The sequence below is a fragment of the Pseudomonas sp. 10B238 genome, assembly GCF_000970615.1.
GTDB lineage: Bacteria > Pseudomonadota > Gammaproteobacteria > Pseudomonadales > Pseudomonadaceae > Stutzerimonas.
The window spans coordinates 36,495-53,177 of record NZ_KQ033943.1 but is presented as its reverse complement, the minus strand read 5'-3'; the positions used below and the strand labels follow the sequence as shown (position 1 = coordinate 53,177).

Genomic DNA, 16,683 nt, shown 5'->3' with positions numbered 1-16,683 from the left:
GAACCAGCGATGTTGGAAAAAGTACTAATCGCCAACCGCGGTGAAATTGCCCTGCGGATTCTGCGAGCCTGCAAAGAGCTGGGGATCAAGACCGTTGCAGTTCACTCGACCGCAGACAGAGAGCTGATGCACCTGGCCCTGGCCGACGAGTCCGTCTGCATCGGCCCGGCCCTCGCCACCAACTCCTACCTGCACATCCCCTCGATTATTGCCGCCGCAGAAGTGACCGGCGCCACGGCGATCCATCCCGGCTATGGCTTTCTGGCTGAGAACGCCGACTTTGCCGAGCAGGTGGAGAAATCCGGTTTTGCCTTCGTCGGTCCTAAAGCGGAAACCATTCGCCTGATGGGCGACAAGGTCTCTGCCAAGGAAGCCATGATCAAAGCAGGCGTGCCTGTGGTACCGGGTTCCGAGGGGCCGCTACCGGAAGATGAAACCGAAGCGCTGCGCATCGCACGCGAAGTCGGCTATCCAGTGATCATCAAGGCAGCAGGCGGCGGTGGCGGGCGCGGCATGCGCGTGGTCCACAAGGAAGAAGACCTGATCAAATCGGCCAAGCTGACCCGTACCGAAGCGGGCGCGGCGTTCGGCAATCCGATGGTCTATCTCGAGAAATTCCTGGGCAATCCGCGCCACGTCGAAGTTCAGGTTCTGTCCGATGGACAGGGCAACGCTGTGCATCTGGGCGACCGCGACTGCTCGCTGCAGCGCCGCCATCAGAAGGTTCTGGAAGAAGCACCTGCCCCCTATATCGACGAAAAAGCACGTGCCGAAGTACTCAAGCGCTGTACCGATGCCTGCGTCGAGATCGGCTACCGGGGCGCCGGCACCTTCGAGTTCCTTTACGAAGACGGCCGTTTCTACTTCATCGAAATGAACACGCGCGTTCAGGTAGAGCATCCGGTAACCGAAATGGTCACTGGCATCGACATCGTCAAGGAGATGCTCAGCATCGCTGCCGGCAACAAATTGTCGATCAAGCAGGAAGACGTGGTCATTCGCGGGCACTCACTGGAATGTCGGATCAACGCCGAAGATCCCTCGAACTTCCTGCCCAGCCCTGGCAAGGTGAAGCACTTCCACGCGCCTGGCGGCAATGGCGTCCGGGTCGATTCACACCTGTACAGCGGATATTCGGTGCCACCGAACTACGATTCGCTGATCGGCAAGCTGATCACCTACGGCGCGACACGCGAAGAAGCCATGGCTCGCATGCGCAACGCTCTGGACGAAATCGTTGTCGACGGCATCAAGACTAACATCCCGCTGCACCGGGATCTGGTCCGAGATGACGGCTTCTGCAAAGGCGGCGTGAACATCCATTACCTGGAAAAGAAGCTGGGAATGGACAAGCACTGATCCAGTGCTGACATCGACAAGGGCTGCCGATTGGCAGCCCTTGTCGTTTCTGGCTTCAGCCGGATGGAAGCTGCACGCATGCTCCAGTAATATTTCGACTTTTCCCCGGCCAGCTATCCCGGCCGTTCGCTCCGAGAGGCCCCAATGCCCTGGCTACAACTTCGTCTCGCCATCTCACCGGAACAGGCGGAAGCCCTCGAAGACGCTCTATTGGGCGTTGGCGCAGTGTCCGTAACCTTTATGGACGCCGAAGATCAACCAATATTCGAGCCCGATCTCAACACCACTCCGCTGTGGTCGCACACACATTTGCTGGCGCTATTCGAAGGCGATACCGACGAAACCAACCTCCTGGCCCACCTGCAGCTACTAACAGGCGGCGAGCTGCCCGAGTACCAGCTTGAGCGGATCGAGGACCAGGATTGGGAACGCAGCTGGATGGACAGCTTTCACCCGATGCGTTTCGGCAGTCGCTTGTGGATCGTGCCGAGCTGGCATGCTGCTCCAGAGCCGGACGCGGTGAACCTATCGCTCGATCCCGGCCTAGCCTTTGGCACCGGCACTCACCCGACCACGGCGCTCTGTCTGGAGTGGCTGGACGCGCAGCCGCTAGATGGTTTGGACGTGCTGGATTTCGGCTGTGGCTCCGGCATTTTGGCCATTGCTGCCCTGCTTTTAGGGGCGAAGCAAGCGGTGGGAACCGACATCGACGTACAGGCGCTCGAGGCATCGCGTGACAATGCCGGGCGCAACGGCATCGACCCAGCACGCTTCCCGCTCTATCTGCCCGAGCAGCTTCCCGATGGCCAGGCTGACGTGGTGGTCGCCAACATCCTCGCCGGCCCGCTGGTGGCACTGGCACCGCGCATCATCGAAAAGGTCAAGCCCGGCGGCCGTCTGGCCCTGTCGGGAATATTGGCCGAGCAGGCTGAAGAGGTCCGTGCGGCCTATGCAGATCAATTCGCGCTTGACGCGACGGCGGACAAAGATGGTTGGGTGCGAATTACCGGCACCCGTCGGCTGTGATTAAAGTCTCTGGCCGAGCACTCAACTCGGCCGTTCTCCACTGCTGCTCACTGGCGTGCATGCGCTAGACTACGGCCATTTAAGCCGGACCAACGCATGACCAGCTTCGTCACCCAGTGCCCCCATTGCCAGACCAGCTTCCGCGTCAGCCGCACCCAGCTCGCCGCTGCCCAGGGTGTGGTGCGGTGCGGTGCATGCATGGAGCTCTTCAATGCCGCCCGCTACCTGCAAGAAGCTGACGCGACTGGCAAAAGCGACGCGAGCGCAGATGCCACTCGCCTCTCCGCCACCAGCGACGCGCCAAAAGCGCAAGCGCTGCCAGACAAACCTGCAGATCAAGACGACACGTTTTGGATCCACGACGATCTGGATCTGGACAGCCTTGATCTTGATGAAGAGTTGGCAAAGCTTGAGCGCCAGGAGCTGGAACTGTCCCGCGAATTCCTGGAGCTTGAACCGCAACCTGGTGAACAGCAGCACCGCGAACACACCGACCATTCAATTGATGACGACGAAGCGTGGGCCGAGCAGCTGTTGAGCGCGGAATCAGCGCCCCAAACACGCAACGAGCCGCTCAAGGCGGAGCCAGAACATACCGCCGAGCCCGGCACCGATATCTCGGATATTCACTTCACCCCAGTGAGCGCCGAACACCCTGCCCCGCCGAGCCCGCTGGCAAGCACTACTGATCCATTGATCGGCCAGCTCAACTCAGCGGGACGCACCGAGCCACTGCTCGACCGGCCGTTCGATTCCGATGAAAACAGTGGGCAGGCTGCGCTGGCGGGCCGAAACGGAGTCAGCACCGAGCGAGAATACGGCCGTGGGGAGCGGCTGTTCGAACTGGACGATGAACCGTTGCAACTCGATTGGCAGGCGCGCCGGCGCCCCTGGGGCCGCTGGTTGGGTTGGGGCTTATTGAACCTGATCGCCCTGCTTGGGTTAGCAGCGCAGTATGCCGCCTATAACTTCGACGAGCTCGCGCGACAAGATGAGTACCGTCCTTGGCTGGAGAAAATCTGTCCTGCTATTGGCTGCGAGTTGCCGCCCAGAGTCGACATCAGCCAGATCAAGAGCAGCAATCTAGTGGTACGCAGCCACCCGGACTTCGCTGGGGCGCTGGTTGTCGATGCGATCATCTACAACCGCGCACCCTTTGCCCAGCCGTTCCCATTATTGGAAGTGCGCTTCGCCGACATTCAGGGCCAGACACTTGCGCGGCGTACCTTCAAGCCCGGCGAATACCTCTCAGGAGAGCTCGCCGGACAGCGGGAAATGCCTTCGCAGATTCCTATCCACATTGCGCTGGATATTCTCGACCCGGGCATTACGGCAGTAAATTACAGCCTCGCGTTTCGCTCCCCCGATTAACGACCGCACAGCCTGAGACGATAAGCGGCCTTTGCCGCCCCCCCTTTTTCGGGGCGGCATGCTACTGCTGGTTATAAGCTCGGAGCTGTTCAGATTTTGTTCAGAACAGCCTTTAACCCGTCATCCGTAGCGGGTATTATGCACACCCTTTTTTGCTGTCCCGATCGACCTAACAAGCAGGCTCCAAGCAGGGAATCTTCATGTCAGCGGTACGCATCGGCCCCTATATCCTTCCGAATCGATTGATCCTTGCGCCCATGGCCGGCGTGACCGATCAGCCGTTCCGCCAGTTATGCCGACGTCTGGGCGCTGGCATGGTGGTGTCGGAAATGGTGACCAGCGATGTGCGCCTGTGGAACAGCCGCAAATCGCGCCTGCGCTTGCTGCACGACGGGGATCCAGAACCGCGCTCGGTGCAGATCGCCGGCGGCGACCCACAAATGCTGGCCGAAGCGGCCGCTCGCAATGTCGAACTGGGCGCGCAGATTATTGACATCAACATGGGTTGCCCAGCCAAGAAAGTGTGCAACAAGGCCGCCGGCTCGGCGTTGATGAAAGATGAAAAGCTGGTCTCGGAAATACTCGAGGCTGTGGTCGCTGCGGTTGATGTGCCAGTAACCCTGAAAATTCGTACTGGGTGGGACAGGCAGAACAAGAACGGGCTCACGGTGGCGAGAATTGCCGAGCAATCCGGGATCGCCGCGCTGGCCGTTCATGGCCGCACGCGTGCCGATCTCTACACAGGTGACGCGGAATACGAGACCGTCGCGGCGATCAAGCAAGCCGTGTCGATACCGGTGTTTGCCAATGGCGACATCGATACACCAGAAAAAGCCCGCCTAGTGCTCGACACGACGGGTGCGGACGGACTGCTCATTGGCCGGGCCGCGCAGGGTAAGCCGTGGATCTTTCGTGAGATAAACCATTACCTCGCGACAGGCGAGCTAATGGCACCTCCGACGCTGGGAGAGATCGAGGGTATTCTGCTGCAGCATCTCGAGGCACTGCATGCGTTCTACGGCGATGTGATGGGTGTACGTATCGCCCGTAAGCACGTCAGTTGGTACCTGGCAACACTACCCGGCGCGCAGGAATACCGCGGCCGGTTCAACGGTTTGGAAGACAGGGATGCGCAATGCGCCAGCGTTCGGGGATTTTTCGCCGAACGCCGTACACGCCCTGATTCGGGGGAAGGAAAAGGGGTGGCTGCATGACGCTGTTGAACGAAACCTTGTTAACTGGAACAACATCCGTGAGCGACAACGTGAACCTCAAGCAACACCTTAATACGCCGAGCGAAGCAGGTCAGACCTTGCGAGGCAGTGTGGAGAAGGCGTTGCATAACTATTTCGCGCACCTAGAAGGCGCGGACGTTACGGACGTTTACAACCTGGTGCTTTCCGAGGTGGAAGCCCCACTGCTGGAAACCGTGATGAATTACGTCAAGGGCAACCAGACCAAGGCCTCGGAGCTGTTGGGCCTGAACCGTGGCACCCTGCGTAAGAAACTCAAGCAGTACGACCTTCTCTGATTAGCGTTGAGCTCCGATGGAACGGTGCAAGCCGTCTTCCTAAGAGCTATCCGCTTGCAGCCTGTAGCTCTTAGGAAATGTCCATGACCGACCAAAGCACCCGCCTTCCCGTCCGCCGCGCGCTGATCAGTGTGTCCGACAAGACCGGCGTCGTTGATTTTGCCCGCGCACTCGTCACTCTGGGCGTCGAGATCCTGTCCACCGGCGGCACCTTTAAGCTGCTGCGCGACAACGACATCGCCGCCGTCGAAGTAGCCGACTACACCGGCTTTCCGGAGATGATGGACGGTCGGGTCAAGACGCTGCATCCGAAGATTCACGGGGGCATCCTTGGCCGCCGTGATATGGATAGCGCAGTCATGGCCGAGCATGGCATCAACCCGATCGACCTGGTCGCAGTCAACCTGTATCCCTTCGCAGCTACCGTCGCTAAGCCTGGCTGTACGCTGCCGGACGCCATCGAGAACATCGACATCGGTGGCCCGACCATGGTCCGCAGCGCCGCAAAGAACCATAAGGACGTCGCCATCGTCGTCAACGCCGACGATTACGCTCACGTCATCGACAACCTGAAAAACGGCGGCCTGACCTATGCGCAGCGTTTCGACCTGGCGCTCAAGGCCTTCGAACACACGGCCTCCTATGACGGCATGATCGCGAATTACCTGGGGACCGTCGACCAGAGCGCTGAGACGCTGTCGACCGAGGGACGCAGCCTGCTTCCGCGGACGTTCACCACCCAGTTCGTCAAGGCGCAGGACATGCGCTACGGTGAGAACCCACATCAGATTGCGGCCTTCTACGTCGAGACCGCTGACGAAGCCTGCGTTGCCACCGCCCGCCAGCTGCAGGGCAAGGAATTGTCGTTTAACAACGTCGCCGATACCGACGCGGCCCTTGAGTGCGTGAAGAGCTTCGTCAAGCCAGCCTGCGTAATCGTCAAACACGCGAACCCGTGCGGCGTCGCCGTCGTTCCGGATGCTGAGGGCGGCATCCGTCAAGCCTATGAACTGGCTTATTCGACCGACAGCGAGTCGGCATTCGGCGGCATCATCGCCTTCAACCGGGAGCTGGATGGCGAAACGGCAAAAGCCATCGTCGAACGGCAGTTCGTCGAGGTGATCATTGCACCAAGCATATCGGCCGAAGCCCGCCAAGTGGTCGCAAGCAAAGCCAACGTACGCCTGCTCGAATGCGGCCAGTGGCCGGCCGATCGTGCACCGGGCTGGGACTTCAAGCGCGTCAACGGTGGTCTTTTGGTACAGAGCCGCGACATTGGGATGATCAGCGAAGCCGACCTGAAGGTCGTCACTCAGCGCGCCCCGACCGAACAGGAAATCCACGACCTGATTTTCGCCTGGAAAGTAGCCAAGTTCGTCAAGTCCAATGCCATCGTCTACGCCAAAAATCGGCAGACAGTCGGGGTCGGTGCCGGACAAATGAGCCGGGTCAACTCCGCACGGATCGCAGCGATCAAGGCCGAGCATGCCGGCCTGCCGGTGCCCGGTGCGGTGATGGCCAGCGATGCGTTTTTCCCGTTCCGGGATGGCATCGATAACGCCGCCAAAGCCGGTATTACCGCGGTAATCCAGCCAGGTGGTTCGATGCGCGACGCCGAGGTGATTGCGGCTGCAGACGAAGCCGGCATCGCCATGGTGTTCACCGGCATGCGCCATTTCAGGCACTAAAAGCTCGAAGTTTGAAGCTGGAAGACTGAAGCCTACTGCTTCCTGCTTCCTGCTTCGGCTTCCTGCTCTCAGACGAGAGACTCGAGTATGAACGTTTTAATCATCGGCAGCGGCGGCCGCGAGCACGCCCTGGCCTGGAAGGTCGCGCAGGATCCACGCGTAGAGAAAGTTTTCGTCGCGCCTGGCAATGCCGGTACGGCAACTGAAGCGAAGTGTGAAAACGTCGCGATCGACGTACTTGCCATCGAGCAACTGGCAGACTTCGCCGAGCAGAACGTGCAGCTCACCATCGTCGGTCCCGAGGCGCCACTGGTCAAAGGTGTCGTCGATCTGTTCCGTTCGCGCGGGCTCGACTGCTTCGGCCCGACCGCTGCTGCAGCACAACTGGAAGGGTCCAAGGCGTTCACCAAAGACTTCCTCGCCCGTCACAACATTCCTACCGGCGACTACCAGAATTTCACCGAAGTCCAACCGGCATTGGCCTATCTGCAAGAAAAAGGCGCGCCGATCGTGATCAAGGCCGACGGCCTGGCGGCCGGTAAAGGCGTGATCGTCGCCATGACCCTGGCCGAAGCGGAAGAAGCCGTGCGCGACATGCTCTCCGGCAACGCGTTCGGTGATGCGGGCGCACGGGTAGTGATCGAAGAATTTCTCGACGGCGAGGAAGCCAGCTTCATCGTCATGGTCGATGGCACCAATGTGTTGCCAATGGCCACCAGCCAAGACCATAAGCGTGTCGGCGACGGCGACACCGGCCCAAACACGGGTGGGATGGGCGCTTATTCTCCGGCGCCGGTGGTGACCGCCGAAGTCCATCAACGTGTGATGGACGAGGTGATCTGGCCGACCGTTAAGGGCATGGCTGCCGAGGGCAGCGTCTATACCGGATTCCTCTATGCCGGCTTGATGATCGACCGCAACGGCGCGCCCAAAGTCATCGAATTCAACTGCCGCTTTGGCGATCCGGAAACACAGCCGATCATGCTGCGCCTGCAATCGAGCCTGGTGCTGCTGGTCGAAGCAGCTTTGGCGAGGGCGCTGAACAAGATCGAAGCGCAGTGGGATCCGCGCCCGAGCTTGGGCGTAGTACTTGCTGCGGGAGGCTATCCGGGTGACTACAGCAAAGGCGCCGCGATCCGTGGCCTGGACGCCGCTGCTCAACTGGAAGGTAAGGTGTTCCATGCCGGGACCGTATTGGTGGACGGAGCGGTGACTACCGCTGGCGGTCGCGTGCTCTGCGCTACAGCCCTTGGCGATACGGTCTCCGCAGCTCAGCAAAATGCTTATGCACTGGCCGCTCGCATTGAGTGGGACGGGCATTTTTACCGGCATGACATCGGTTATCGTGCAATTGCACGTGAGCAGGGCGGAAGCTAAGCGCGAAATTCGCGGCAATGTGCGCGACGGCAGCTCCTATCGGTCGTTGCGCGCATCACTGAGCGCCAGTACGGTGGTTATAATCCACCGTCACACACATGAAGGGACTTCAATCGTGCGTCGACTCTGGGTCGCCATTGCTTTTACCTTCAGTCTGTTGTTGGCTGCGCTGGTCGCATGGCCTGTATTCGCCGCCATTAGCGAGCCGGCTCCCCTTCCCGTATCGCCCGAGGCTCTACCAGCGACAGAGCCCAACTGGCGTTTGCTCATCGACCAATCCGGTCTTCTCACCCTTGACGAGGTTCTGGCTCAACGCAGCCTGTTCCAGCGAATCGACAAACATGCCTATGCCGCACCCGCCAGTGAAAACGCCGTCTGGTTGCAGGTGACCCTTCCGGCGTTCATCGATCCGAACTGGTTGTGGATCTTCGCGCCACGCGTGCAATACCTCGATTTTTACTTGCTGCGCGATGGCGAACTGGAACGCCATATTCAAACAGGCGAGCTCAGGCCTCTCGAGTCGCGCCCCCTGCCTACTCGTGCATATCTGTTTTCGCTTCCCAATGACGACACGCCTCGCGAGGCCTACATCCGCCTGCAATCGTCCCACCCGATCATGGCATGGTTCAGCACCGTGGATGAGATAGGGCTTGTCGGGCTGGCGCAACCGGCTTACCTATTTGGTGCATTGTTTGGTGCCCTGGCCCTGCTGACTATCTACAACCTACTGCGCTTTGCCTACACCTTGAGCTACAGCCATGTATGGCTTGCCTTGCTACACAGCGCCCTCCTGACCTCGGCGATTGCGAATCTGGGTCTGCTTGCAGTCTGGTCGCCGAAGCTGATCTATAGCCAGCCGCTGATCGCCGATATGGCCGCATTGCTGACCTGTATTTCCTTACTAGCCTTCACATACGGCTTCTTCCATAACCGCAAGGTCCCCTGGATAACCGGGGTGCTAGCGCTGGAAGCAGGCCTCGTCAGCGCACTCGGAGCAACCATACTGTTCACCGGCCATCTCTGGTTCAGCTGGTTGATATATGCGCTGGTGCTCGGCACCGCTGCCACCGTTACTGTCGTGGCAATTCATCATTGGCGGCAGCGCTACGAACCCGCCCGATTGCTGGTTGCTGGCATGCTGTTGTTCGATGGCGGTTTCGTCCTCGTCCTGCCCGTTCTGCTGGGCTTCAATCAATTCGACCCGGATTGGCTGACCGGGATCATGTTCAGCGTGGCCACCTGCTCTGGGTTGATCCTCAGCTTCGCGCTGCTCGAGCGGCAGCGACAAATTCAGTCGGACAACCGCAATCAACATACAGCCGAAGCCGTTAATAGCGCGGAATTGCGGACCAAAGCGGACTTCCTGGCAAAGATCAGCCACGAGATTCGTACTCCGATGAACGGTGTGCTTGGCATGAGTGAACTGCTACTCAGCACCTCGCTATCAGCCAAACAACGTGACTACGTCCAGACCATTCACAGCTCCGGTAACGAGTTGCTCAATTTGATCAACGAGATACTGGACATTTCCAAGCTGGAGTCCGGACAGATCGAACTGGACGACGTGCAGTTTGATCTCAACGCCCTGATCGAAGATTGCCTCAGTATTTTCCGCGCCAAGGCCGAACAGCAGCGAGTCGAGCTGATCAGCTTTGTCCAGCCTCAGATGCCGCATGTGGTTGCTGGCGACCCGACTCGCTTGCGCCAGGCATTGTTGAATCTGCTAGAGAACGCCTTCAAGCAAACCGAAGAAGGCGAGGTGTTACTGACCGCAGCGGTGGACGACCGCGAGGGCCAGCCCCGCCTGCGCATCACCGTGCAGGACAGTGGAAGACCGCTGGAAACAGAGGAGCGGGATGCTCTGCTCAACGCTGCGTTGGATAGCCGCGACTTTCTCGCCGCGACGCGCCATGGTGGCCGCCTCGGCTTGATCATCGCCCGACAGCTGATACACCTGATGGATGGCGAGTTCGGCATTCAGACCGGCGGCATCGCCGGTAACACGCTGTGGATGAGTTTGCCGCTGGCGGCCGAGATCGCCGAGCCCGCTAGCGATCTGGATAACCAGCTCAAAGGCGCCCGGCTGCTGGTGGTGGATGACAACGATACCTGCCGAAAAGTGCTCGGCCAGCAGTGCAGCAGCTGGGGCATGGAGGTCAGTGCGGTTGCCTCAGGCAAAGAGGCGTTGGCGCTGCTGCGAACCAAGGCGCACCTACGCGACTATTTCGACGTGGTTTTGCTTGATCAGGACATGCCCGGTATGACGGGCATGCAGCTGGCCAGCAGAATCAAGGAAGACTTCAGCCTCAATCACGACATCCTGCTGATCATGCTGACCGGCATGAGCAGCGCGCCGAGCAAGATCATCGCACGCAACGCTGGCATCAAACGCATCCTGGCTAAACCCGTCGCCGGCTACACACTGAAAACCACCTTAGCGGACGAGCTTGCGCGCCGCACCAGCGCAATCACGCAGTCGTCGGCGACCCAAGCCAACGCACCGCTCACGGTGCCTGACGATTTCCGCATCTTGGTCGCTGAGGACAACAGCATATCCACCAAAGTCATCCGCGGCATGCTGAGCAAACTCAACCTTAAACCGGATACCGCCAGCAATGGAGCGGAGGCGCTTGCACTGATCAAAACGCACCCCTACGACCTGGTGCTCATGGACTGTGAGATGCCGGTGATGGACGGCTTTGAGGCAACCGCACAGCTACGCGCTTGGGAAACCTCCGAGGCCAGGCCGCGCACACCAGTGGTGGCGCTGACTGCGCATATTCTCAGCGAGCACCGAGAGCGCGCCCGCGAAGCCGGGATGGATGGACACATGGCCAAACCTGTCGAAATGTCCCAGCTACGCGAGCTGATCGAACACTGGGCCCGGACCCGAGCAGCCACAGCGGATCGCTAGGCTTTAGTCATGCCTTGCGGGTTGGCGGCACATACCTGACATCGCTGATGATCAGCAGGCTTTCAGGTTGGGCGGGCATCCGAGACGCTTTGATCTCAAGGTCTTGGGCCGGCACCGCATAGCTCATCGTCGGGCATGCCAATGACGGGCCCCAATGCCACCCGCGCCGTCAATCATGGCGGCCAACTGGTCACGACGTTGAGTCACTTCGTCTTCGGCAAGCGGCACGCCGGCCCACTCGCATACGGTGCGGGTAAGGATCGTCTGCACCTCGGTCATCAGAATCAGGCGATTACGGTGTTGCCACGTCTCGATGGCCGCTTGCCAATAGGCCTCGCTCAAACGGACCAGCTCTACCACGGCCTCGTCGGACAGCAGCGACATGAACAATGCCTTGCGATGCCGGTGGGCTTCGTCATCCAAGCCCTGCACACCACCCTCACCGAACAGCGTCTTCTGCAACATGCGCGGCGCTGCGTGCTGACGCTGGAAAAACCGCTCGTCATAGAACAATTTCGCCGCTTCTTTACCACTCATGCAGATGGTGTTCTGCATAAGCAGCCGAACCTGGAAAATATCTGTTCCAAGCCTGTGGCAGCGACTGGGGATAAATGAATAGCCTTCGCCAAGTAACGAAAGCGAGCTTTCTGCCTGGGAAACGCGGGGAATATCTGGCATGAGCACACCTATGTAGTTGCTCCACGATGGACTCCACCGCGGTACAGGGGTGCCCCAGTTAGGTACCTTTCGTCCAACAATGAACAAAACGCCCGGTCCGCTGCCGATAAAAGACCGGCCGAATTATTCAGCGACGTAGCATTACCCATTGTCCGAACCTTCGCTTCGAGGCATGAGCCGTCGCCAAGGAGCCCACGCAATGATGAAGAGGAGCGATGTCGCCTGGACCCTTGTGGGTATCACGGCGGTAGTGCTGTCCGGTTATCTGCTCTATCAGGAAATACGTGATCTTTCACTGGCCGAACTGACCGACAGCCTCGCCGCGATCAGCGCCCGTAATTGGATGCTGGCCGGACTGGCAACGCTGGGCGCCTACTTTGCATTGGCCTGGTACGACCGAATCGCCATAGCCCACCTGGGTAAGCACATCTCATGGTGGTTCATCACGCTCTGCTCGTTCACTACCTACGCCCTCGCCCATAATGTTGGCGCGTCCGTATTTTCTGGTGCAGTCGTGCGTTACCGTGCATACCGCAGCAAAGGACTGACGCCTCACGAGATCGGCGTACTGATCGTGTTCTGCTCGTTAACCTTTCTGCTTGGTACGCTGTCGGCCAGCGGCATCGTGTTGATCTGCAGACCGGAATTGCTCAACAGACTCGTCGATGCCGAGCCATGGCTGTCGATTGCAATAGGCGTTTCGCTGCTATGCCTTGTCGGGCTTTACGTGATCGGCGCCTGGCGACATTTCCCGCCAATGCAGCTAGGCAAGTGGCGAATCACTTACCCGAGGCTGCCTATTGTCGGGAGGCAGCTGATTGCTGCGCCGCTGGAGCTCGCATGTGCCGCGGCAATCATCTATTTTGCGCTGCCCGAGACAGGCAATCCCGGCTATCTGGTGGTGCTCGGCGTATTCCTTGCCTCATTCTCGCTGGCGTTGTTGTCACACGCACCCGGTGGACTTGGGGTGCTCGAAGTGACTTTCCTGGCCGCCATGCCGGAGCTGCCTACGGCTGATGTGCTAGCCGCGCTAATCGTATTCAGGGGTTTCTACCTGCTTCTGCCGCTTGCCCTGGCAATCTTGGTAGTCGCGTTGTTTGAAGCGGGACAGTGGTCGCTGCGGCGACGCGCCGGCCCTGCGAGGCGCTGAGCGAGTCACGAAACGACACCATTGCCCTATGGCTATGCGCGCTTTGCCGGGCGATCATTCGCCCTCTTACGAGACGAAATCGAATCACATGACCAATACCCGCACTAACCGACCCAGCTCCGAGCAACCGGCCGCGCACAAGCCGCGCCCTTTAATGGACCTGGCCATCAGCATCGTCATCCCATCGCTGATCCTGATGAAACTCAGCGGCGAAGACCGCCTCGGCGCGGATGGCGCACTTTTGCTGGCGCTGGCCTTCCCACTCGGCTGGGGGTTGTTCGAGCTGGTGAAATACCGCAAGTTCAATTGGATAGCCCTGCTGGGCCTGGTCAGCGTGCTGCTTACCGGCGGCATCGGCTTGCTGCAGCTCGATCCGAAATGGCTGGCGATCAAGGAAGCGGCAATTCCCGGCATCATCGGTGTCGCCGTACTGGCCTCCACTCGCACACGCTTTCCGTTGATTCGCACCTTGCTCTACAACCCCAAGGTGCTGAACGTCGACAAGGTCCATGAGCAACTTGAGCGCAACGGGCAAACCGCTCACTTCGAGACGCGATTGCTGCGCGCGACCTACTTTCTCAGCGTCACCTTCTTCTTTTCGTCGTTCATGAACTACGTACTAGCCAAATGGATCGTCAATAGCCCCGCCGGTAGCGAGGCATTCAACGCAGAACTCGGCCGTATGACCTTGCTCAGCTATCCAATGATTGCAATACCGAGCATGGTGATGATGATGGCGATCTTCTACTACCTCTGGAAGACCATCCACGGCCTGACCGGCCTGCGCCTGGAAGACATCGTCGCCAACCATGCGCGTACCGATAAGCAGACCTGACCAACGCAGTCAGGCCGACAGTAGCAGCATCCACAAGGGCAAGCTGATCACCGCTAAAAGTGTCGAGAGAAACACCGTCGAGCTGACTGCGCGGGTGTCTTCCTGATTGACTACGAAGGCCAGCACGTTGACACCGCTCGGGCACGCGGCCAGCAATACCAACACGCTCAAGGCGTCATGACTGAGGCCCGGCAACCATCCGCCGACATACCAGACCAGCAACGGAAACAGAGCTAGCTTCACCAGCGTCAGCCCGAGAGCCGTGGCGCTAGGCCGCAACCGATAACGTGAAAGACTAATGCCCAGCACCATCAGCGCACAAGGCAACGCAGCCTGGGCGAGCCAATCAGCGACACGCCAGATCGGCAGCGGCAGGTCCCAGCCGGATATGTTCAACAACGCACCGAGCAACAGGCCAACAATGAGCGGGTTGGCCAAGTTCTTCAGCAACGCCACGGCATTGACCTTTTGCCCCGAGCCGAACGCGTTGTAAAAGCTTTGTAGCGAGAACAGGACCAGGCTGTGAAACACCAGAATGGCGAACACGTACACGAGGCTCGCCGGCCCGAGCAACGTGGTCACCAGAGGGATCCCGACCAACACGTTATTCGAGTAGGCCGCGGTCAAGCCTAGGGGCGACGCTCGCCCGAGCAGACGGTGAGCAATCAGCGCCACCACCACGAAAACGGTGAGTACCGGCCCGAAATAGGCCAATAACAGTGTCACTGACATCCCGTCGCTAAGCTGCGCACGGGCAATGCCGGTGAACAAGACTGCCGGCATGAACAATTTGAAGGTGATATTGGCGAGCCCAGCTGCCGCCTCCCCCGCCAGCCAGCCACGCCAGCCCAACAAGTAGCCGAGCATGATCAAGCCGAAGATCGGCAATATTGCCTGAAACACCACCACGCGGCTTCTCCAGCAATCGTTGCGACTTCATGTCGCCCCGCAAAAGACCGCGCAGAATACCCGAGTCTCGCGTCAGATCACCACATCACGCCTAGGCCGATGCGCCCCAGCGTAGATATCGCCACGCTGGGCGCTCAGGCCTGGGTGTGCTGCGCGGCACCCGCGGCTGCAACAGCTGCGGCCTCGGCGAGCGCATCGAGCACAATGGAAAGGTCGTCATGCCAGTCGTGGGTTTCGATGCCAAAGGTCGTCTCGAACTTCGAGCAATCGAGTACCGACCAAGCCGGCCGGCGCGCGGGAGTAGGGTATTGAGCGGTGCTAATAGGCGATACCTTGGGGCGGGCAGCAAGCATGCCCTTGGCTTCCGCCTGACGGAAAACTTCCACGGCGAAATCGAACCAGGTACACGGGGAGCGCCCACTGTAATGGTAGAGCCCCCACGCCAAAACGCCGTTCTGGGCATAACGCTGCGCCAGTTCCAGCAACGCATCGGCAATGCTACCAGCCTGAGTGGGGCAGCCATACTGATCGGCAACCACCGATAGGGCGTCGCGTTGGCAGCCAAGGCGTAGCATGGTTTTCACGAAATTGTGGCCATGCACCCCATAGACCCAGCTGGTTCGCAAAATAATGTGCTCGTCCAGCACGGCTTGAATGGCCGCTTCGCCCGCCAGCTTGCTCGCACCATAAACACCTGTTGGCGCGACTTCATCTTCCTCTCTATAAGGCGTTTGAGCATTTCCGGAAAACACATAATCAGTGGAGATGTGCAGCAGAGGAATGGAGGCTTGACGAGCCGCGTGCGCCAGCCGTTCTGCACCATCGCGGTTTACGCTATAGGCCCTCTCACTGTGCGTCTCGGCGTTGTCGACATGCGTGTAAGCGGCCGCATTGATGATAAGCCCCGGCTTGAGCCGGCTAACCAGATCAGCCACCTGCCCCGCGTCCGTGATGTCAAGATTGTCGCGAGTCATGCCGAGCGCTTCGAGACCGTACCCGCTGGCACGGTTTATCAATTCGTGACCGACCTGGCCACCGGCTCCGCATACTAGGATTCGCATCTGGTTAGCGCCTCGTTCAAGGCCTGCCGTAAAACGGCAGGCATGGATTCGTAACAAACTCGATACACGCATCAGTCTGCAGCTACCGAGATAGCGCGGCCCGCGCTTGGTTCAGGCCAGCATAAATGCGTTTTGTTCCGCCCGATCGAGGCGTAGCAAGAATTATTGTGCTCGCGCTGACCTAACGCGTCGCCTCGGGCCGTGAGCAGGATGTCCCATCCATGCCATCGGCGGGCCGGTTGCGCCAGCCGGCAATGCTAACACGAGTGAAACTCGAGGCCGGCAACGGGGACCAAACAGAATAGGCGGCGCGGCAAATCGCCAGACGCCACTGCCAGTAGGTCCACATCGCTATCCCACCAGGAGGACGCCGTCATGCCTAGAGGCGAGAAATCCAAATACACCGATACACAACAACGTAAAGCCGAACATATCGAAGACAGCTATGAAGAGCGCGGCGTACCAGCTAAAGAAGCAGAAGCGCGAGCTTGGGCCACTGTCAACAAACAATCCGGTGGGGGCGAACGCAAAGGCGGTTCGGGGCAGGAGAAAAGCGAGACAGCCAAGCGAGCCGACCGCAAGGATTCAGCACATCGAGCGGCGGAGGCTCGCTCCGGCGATTCACCCAACAAGAGCTCGACACGTAGCGACCGTTCAGGTAGCACATCCCTTACTGATCTCACCCGCGACGAACTGATGCATAAAGCGCAGGAGCGTGATGTGCACGGTCGTTCGAAGATGCGCAAGGACGAGCTGATAAAGGCGCTCAGTTGATGAGATATAG

The 16,683-nt window shown here is 59.5% G+C and carries 14 protein-coding genes; 11 read left to right on the top strand and 3 right to left on the bottom strand.

Annotated features, from left to right (window positions below; genetic code table 11):
• Positions 1–9: 9 nt before the first annotated feature.
• The 8 genes from accC to RT21_RS20855 all read left to right on the top strand — a co-directional run bounded on the left by accC (position 10) and on the right by RT21_RS20855 (position 11,266).
• Positions 10–1,359 carry an acetyl-CoA carboxylase biotin carboxylase subunit gene (accC, locus tag RT21_RS20890; protein ID WP_045424888.1) on the top strand — a complete coding sequence of 450 codons (1,350 nt, stop codon included), beginning with the start codon at positions 10–12 and terminating at the stop codon, positions 1,357–1,359.
• 144 nt (positions 1,360–1,503) lie between these two features.
• Complete coding sequence (gene prmA, locus RT21_RS20885; protein WP_046164270.1) at positions 1,504–2,385, top strand: 50S ribosomal protein L11 methyltransferase; 882 nt, start codon at positions 1,504–1,506, stop codon at positions 2,383–2,385.
• Positions 2,386–2,481: 96 nt separating this feature from the next.
• Positions 2,482–3,756 (top strand): DUF3426 domain-containing protein, encoded by a 1,275-nt coding sequence (locus RT21_RS20880; RefSeq protein WP_046164269.1) that lies wholly within the window; start codon positions 2,482–2,484, stop codon positions 3,754–3,756.
• A 200-nt stretch (positions 3,757–3,956) separates the two neighbouring features.
• Complete coding sequence (gene dusB / locus RT21_RS20875; protein ID WP_046164268.1) at positions 3,957–4,970, top strand: tRNA dihydrouridine synthase DusB; 1,014 nt, start codon at positions 3,957–3,959, stop codon at positions 4,968–4,970.
• Positions 4,967–5,287, top strand: a complete 321-nt coding sequence (gene fis / locus RT21_RS20870) for a DNA-binding transcriptional regulator Fis (RefSeq protein WP_021208373.1) — start codon at positions 4,967–4,969, stop codon at positions 5,285–5,287. Before dusB ends, fis begins: the two co-directional genes overlap by 4 nt.
• 83 nt (positions 5,288–5,370) lie before the next feature.
• On the top strand, positions 5,371–6,975 hold the full coding sequence (purH, locus tag RT21_RS20865; RefSeq protein ID WP_046164267.1) for a bifunctional phosphoribosylaminoimidazolecarboxamide formyltransferase/IMP cyclohydrolase: 1,605 nt from the start codon (positions 5,371–5,373) through the stop codon (positions 6,973–6,975).
• Between the two features lie 87 nt (positions 6,976–7,062).
• Positions 7,063–8,352, top strand: coding sequence for a phosphoribosylamine--glycine ligase (gene purD, locus RT21_RS20860; protein WP_046164266.1), 1,290 nt, complete (start codon positions 7,063–7,065; stop codon positions 8,350–8,352).
• Positions 8,353–8,467: 115 nt separating this feature from the next.
• Positions 8,468–11,266, top strand: a complete 2,799-nt coding sequence (locus RT21_RS20855) for a hybrid sensor histidine kinase/response regulator (protein WP_046164265.1) — start codon at positions 8,468–8,470, stop codon at positions 11,264–11,266.
• A 123-nt stretch (positions 11,267–11,389) separates the two neighbouring features.
• On the opposite strand, the gene RT21_RS20850 is transcribed toward RT21_RS20855, so the two are convergent.
• Complete coding sequence (locus RT21_RS20850; protein ID WP_052724783.1) at positions 11,390–11,821, bottom strand: cytochrome P450 family protein; 432 nt, start codon at positions 11,819–11,821, stop codon at positions 11,390–11,392.
• Positions 11,822–12,143: 322 nt separating this feature from the next.
• Between RT21_RS20850 and RT21_RS20845 the strand changes: the two genes are divergently transcribed.
• Both RT21_RS20845 and RT21_RS20840 read left to right on the top strand, forming a co-directional pair.
• Complete coding sequence (locus RT21_RS20845) at positions 12,144–13,094, top strand: lysylphosphatidylglycerol synthase transmembrane domain-containing protein (RefSeq protein WP_046164264.1); 951 nt, start codon at positions 12,144–12,146, stop codon at positions 13,092–13,094.
• Between the two features lie 88 nt (positions 13,095–13,182).
• Positions 13,183–13,929, top strand: coding sequence for a VC0807 family protein (locus RT21_RS20840; protein ID WP_045431606.1), 747 nt, complete (start codon positions 13,183–13,185; stop codon positions 13,927–13,929).
• A gap of 9 nt (positions 13,930–13,938) precedes the next feature.
• Here RT21_RS20840 and RT21_RS20835 read toward each other — a convergent pair whose 3' ends face one another.
• Together RT21_RS20835 and rfbD are read right to left on the bottom strand one after the other, a co-directional pair.
• Positions 13,939–14,838: an AEC family transporter gene (locus tag RT21_RS20835; protein ID WP_046164263.1), complete on the bottom strand. Its 900-nt coding sequence runs from the start codon at positions 14,836–14,838 to the stop codon at positions 13,939–13,941.
• A 134-nt stretch (positions 14,839–14,972) separates the two neighbouring features.
• On the bottom strand, positions 14,973–15,899 hold the full coding sequence (gene rfbD, locus RT21_RS20830; protein ID WP_046164262.1) for a dTDP-4-dehydrorhamnose reductase: 927 nt from the start codon (positions 15,897–15,899) through the stop codon (positions 14,973–14,975).
• Positions 15,900–16,274: 375 nt separating this feature from the next.
• Here rfbD and RT21_RS20825 point away from each other — a divergent pair, with 375 nt between their 5' ends.
• The gene (locus RT21_RS20825; RefSeq protein WP_046164261.1) at positions 16,275–16,673 is read left to right on the top strand and encodes a Rho termination factor N-terminal domain-containing protein; all 399 of its coding nucleotides are present in this window, start codon (positions 16,275–16,277) and stop codon (positions 16,671–16,673) included.
• Positions 16,674–16,683: the final 10 nt, after the last annotated feature.

What these genes read in the sequence shown, in the direction of transcription:
- accC (WP_045424888.1), top strand. Translation starts at nt 10, where the DNA reads ATGTTGGAAAAAGTACTAATCGCCAACCGCGGTGAAATTGCCCTGCGG.
- prmA (WP_046164270.1), top strand. Translation starts at nt 1,504, where the DNA reads ATGCCCTGGCTACAACTTCGTCTCGCCATCTCACCGGAACAGGCGGAA.
- RT21_RS20880 (WP_046164269.1), top strand. Translation starts at nt 2,482, where the DNA reads ATGACCAGCTTCGTCACCCAGTGCCCCCATTGCCAGACCAGCTTCCGC.
- dusB (WP_046164268.1), top strand. Translation starts at nt 3,957, where the DNA reads ATGTCAGCGGTACGCATCGGCCCCTATATCCTTCCGAATCGATTGATC.
- fis (WP_021208373.1), top strand. Translation starts at nt 4,967, where the DNA reads ATGACGCTGTTGAACGAAACCTTGTTAACTGGAACAACATCCGTGAGC.
- purH (WP_046164267.1), top strand. Translation starts at nt 5,371, where the DNA reads ATGACCGACCAAAGCACCCGCCTTCCCGTCCGCCGCGCGCTGATCAGT.
- purD (WP_046164266.1), top strand. Translation starts at nt 7,063, where the DNA reads ATGAACGTTTTAATCATCGGCAGCGGCGGCCGCGAGCACGCCCTGGCC.
- RT21_RS20850 (WP_052724783.1), bottom strand. Translation starts at nt 11,821, where the DNA reads ATGCAGAACACCATCTGCATGAGTGGTAAAGAAGCGGCGAAATTGTTC.
- RT21_RS20845 (WP_046164264.1), top strand. Translation starts at nt 12,144, where the DNA reads ATGATGAAGAGGAGCGATGTCGCCTGGACCCTTGTGGGTATCACGGCG.
- RT21_RS20840 (WP_045431606.1), top strand. Translation starts at nt 13,183, where the DNA reads ATGACCAATACCCGCACTAACCGACCCAGCTCCGAGCAACCGGCCGCG.
- rfbD (WP_046164262.1), bottom strand. Translation starts at nt 15,899, where the DNA reads ATGCGAATCCTAGTATGCGGAGCCGGTGGCCAGGTCGGTCACGAATTG.
- RT21_RS20825 (WP_046164261.1), top strand. Translation starts at nt 16,275, where the DNA reads ATGCCTAGAGGCGAGAAATCCAAATACACCGATACACAACAACGTAAA.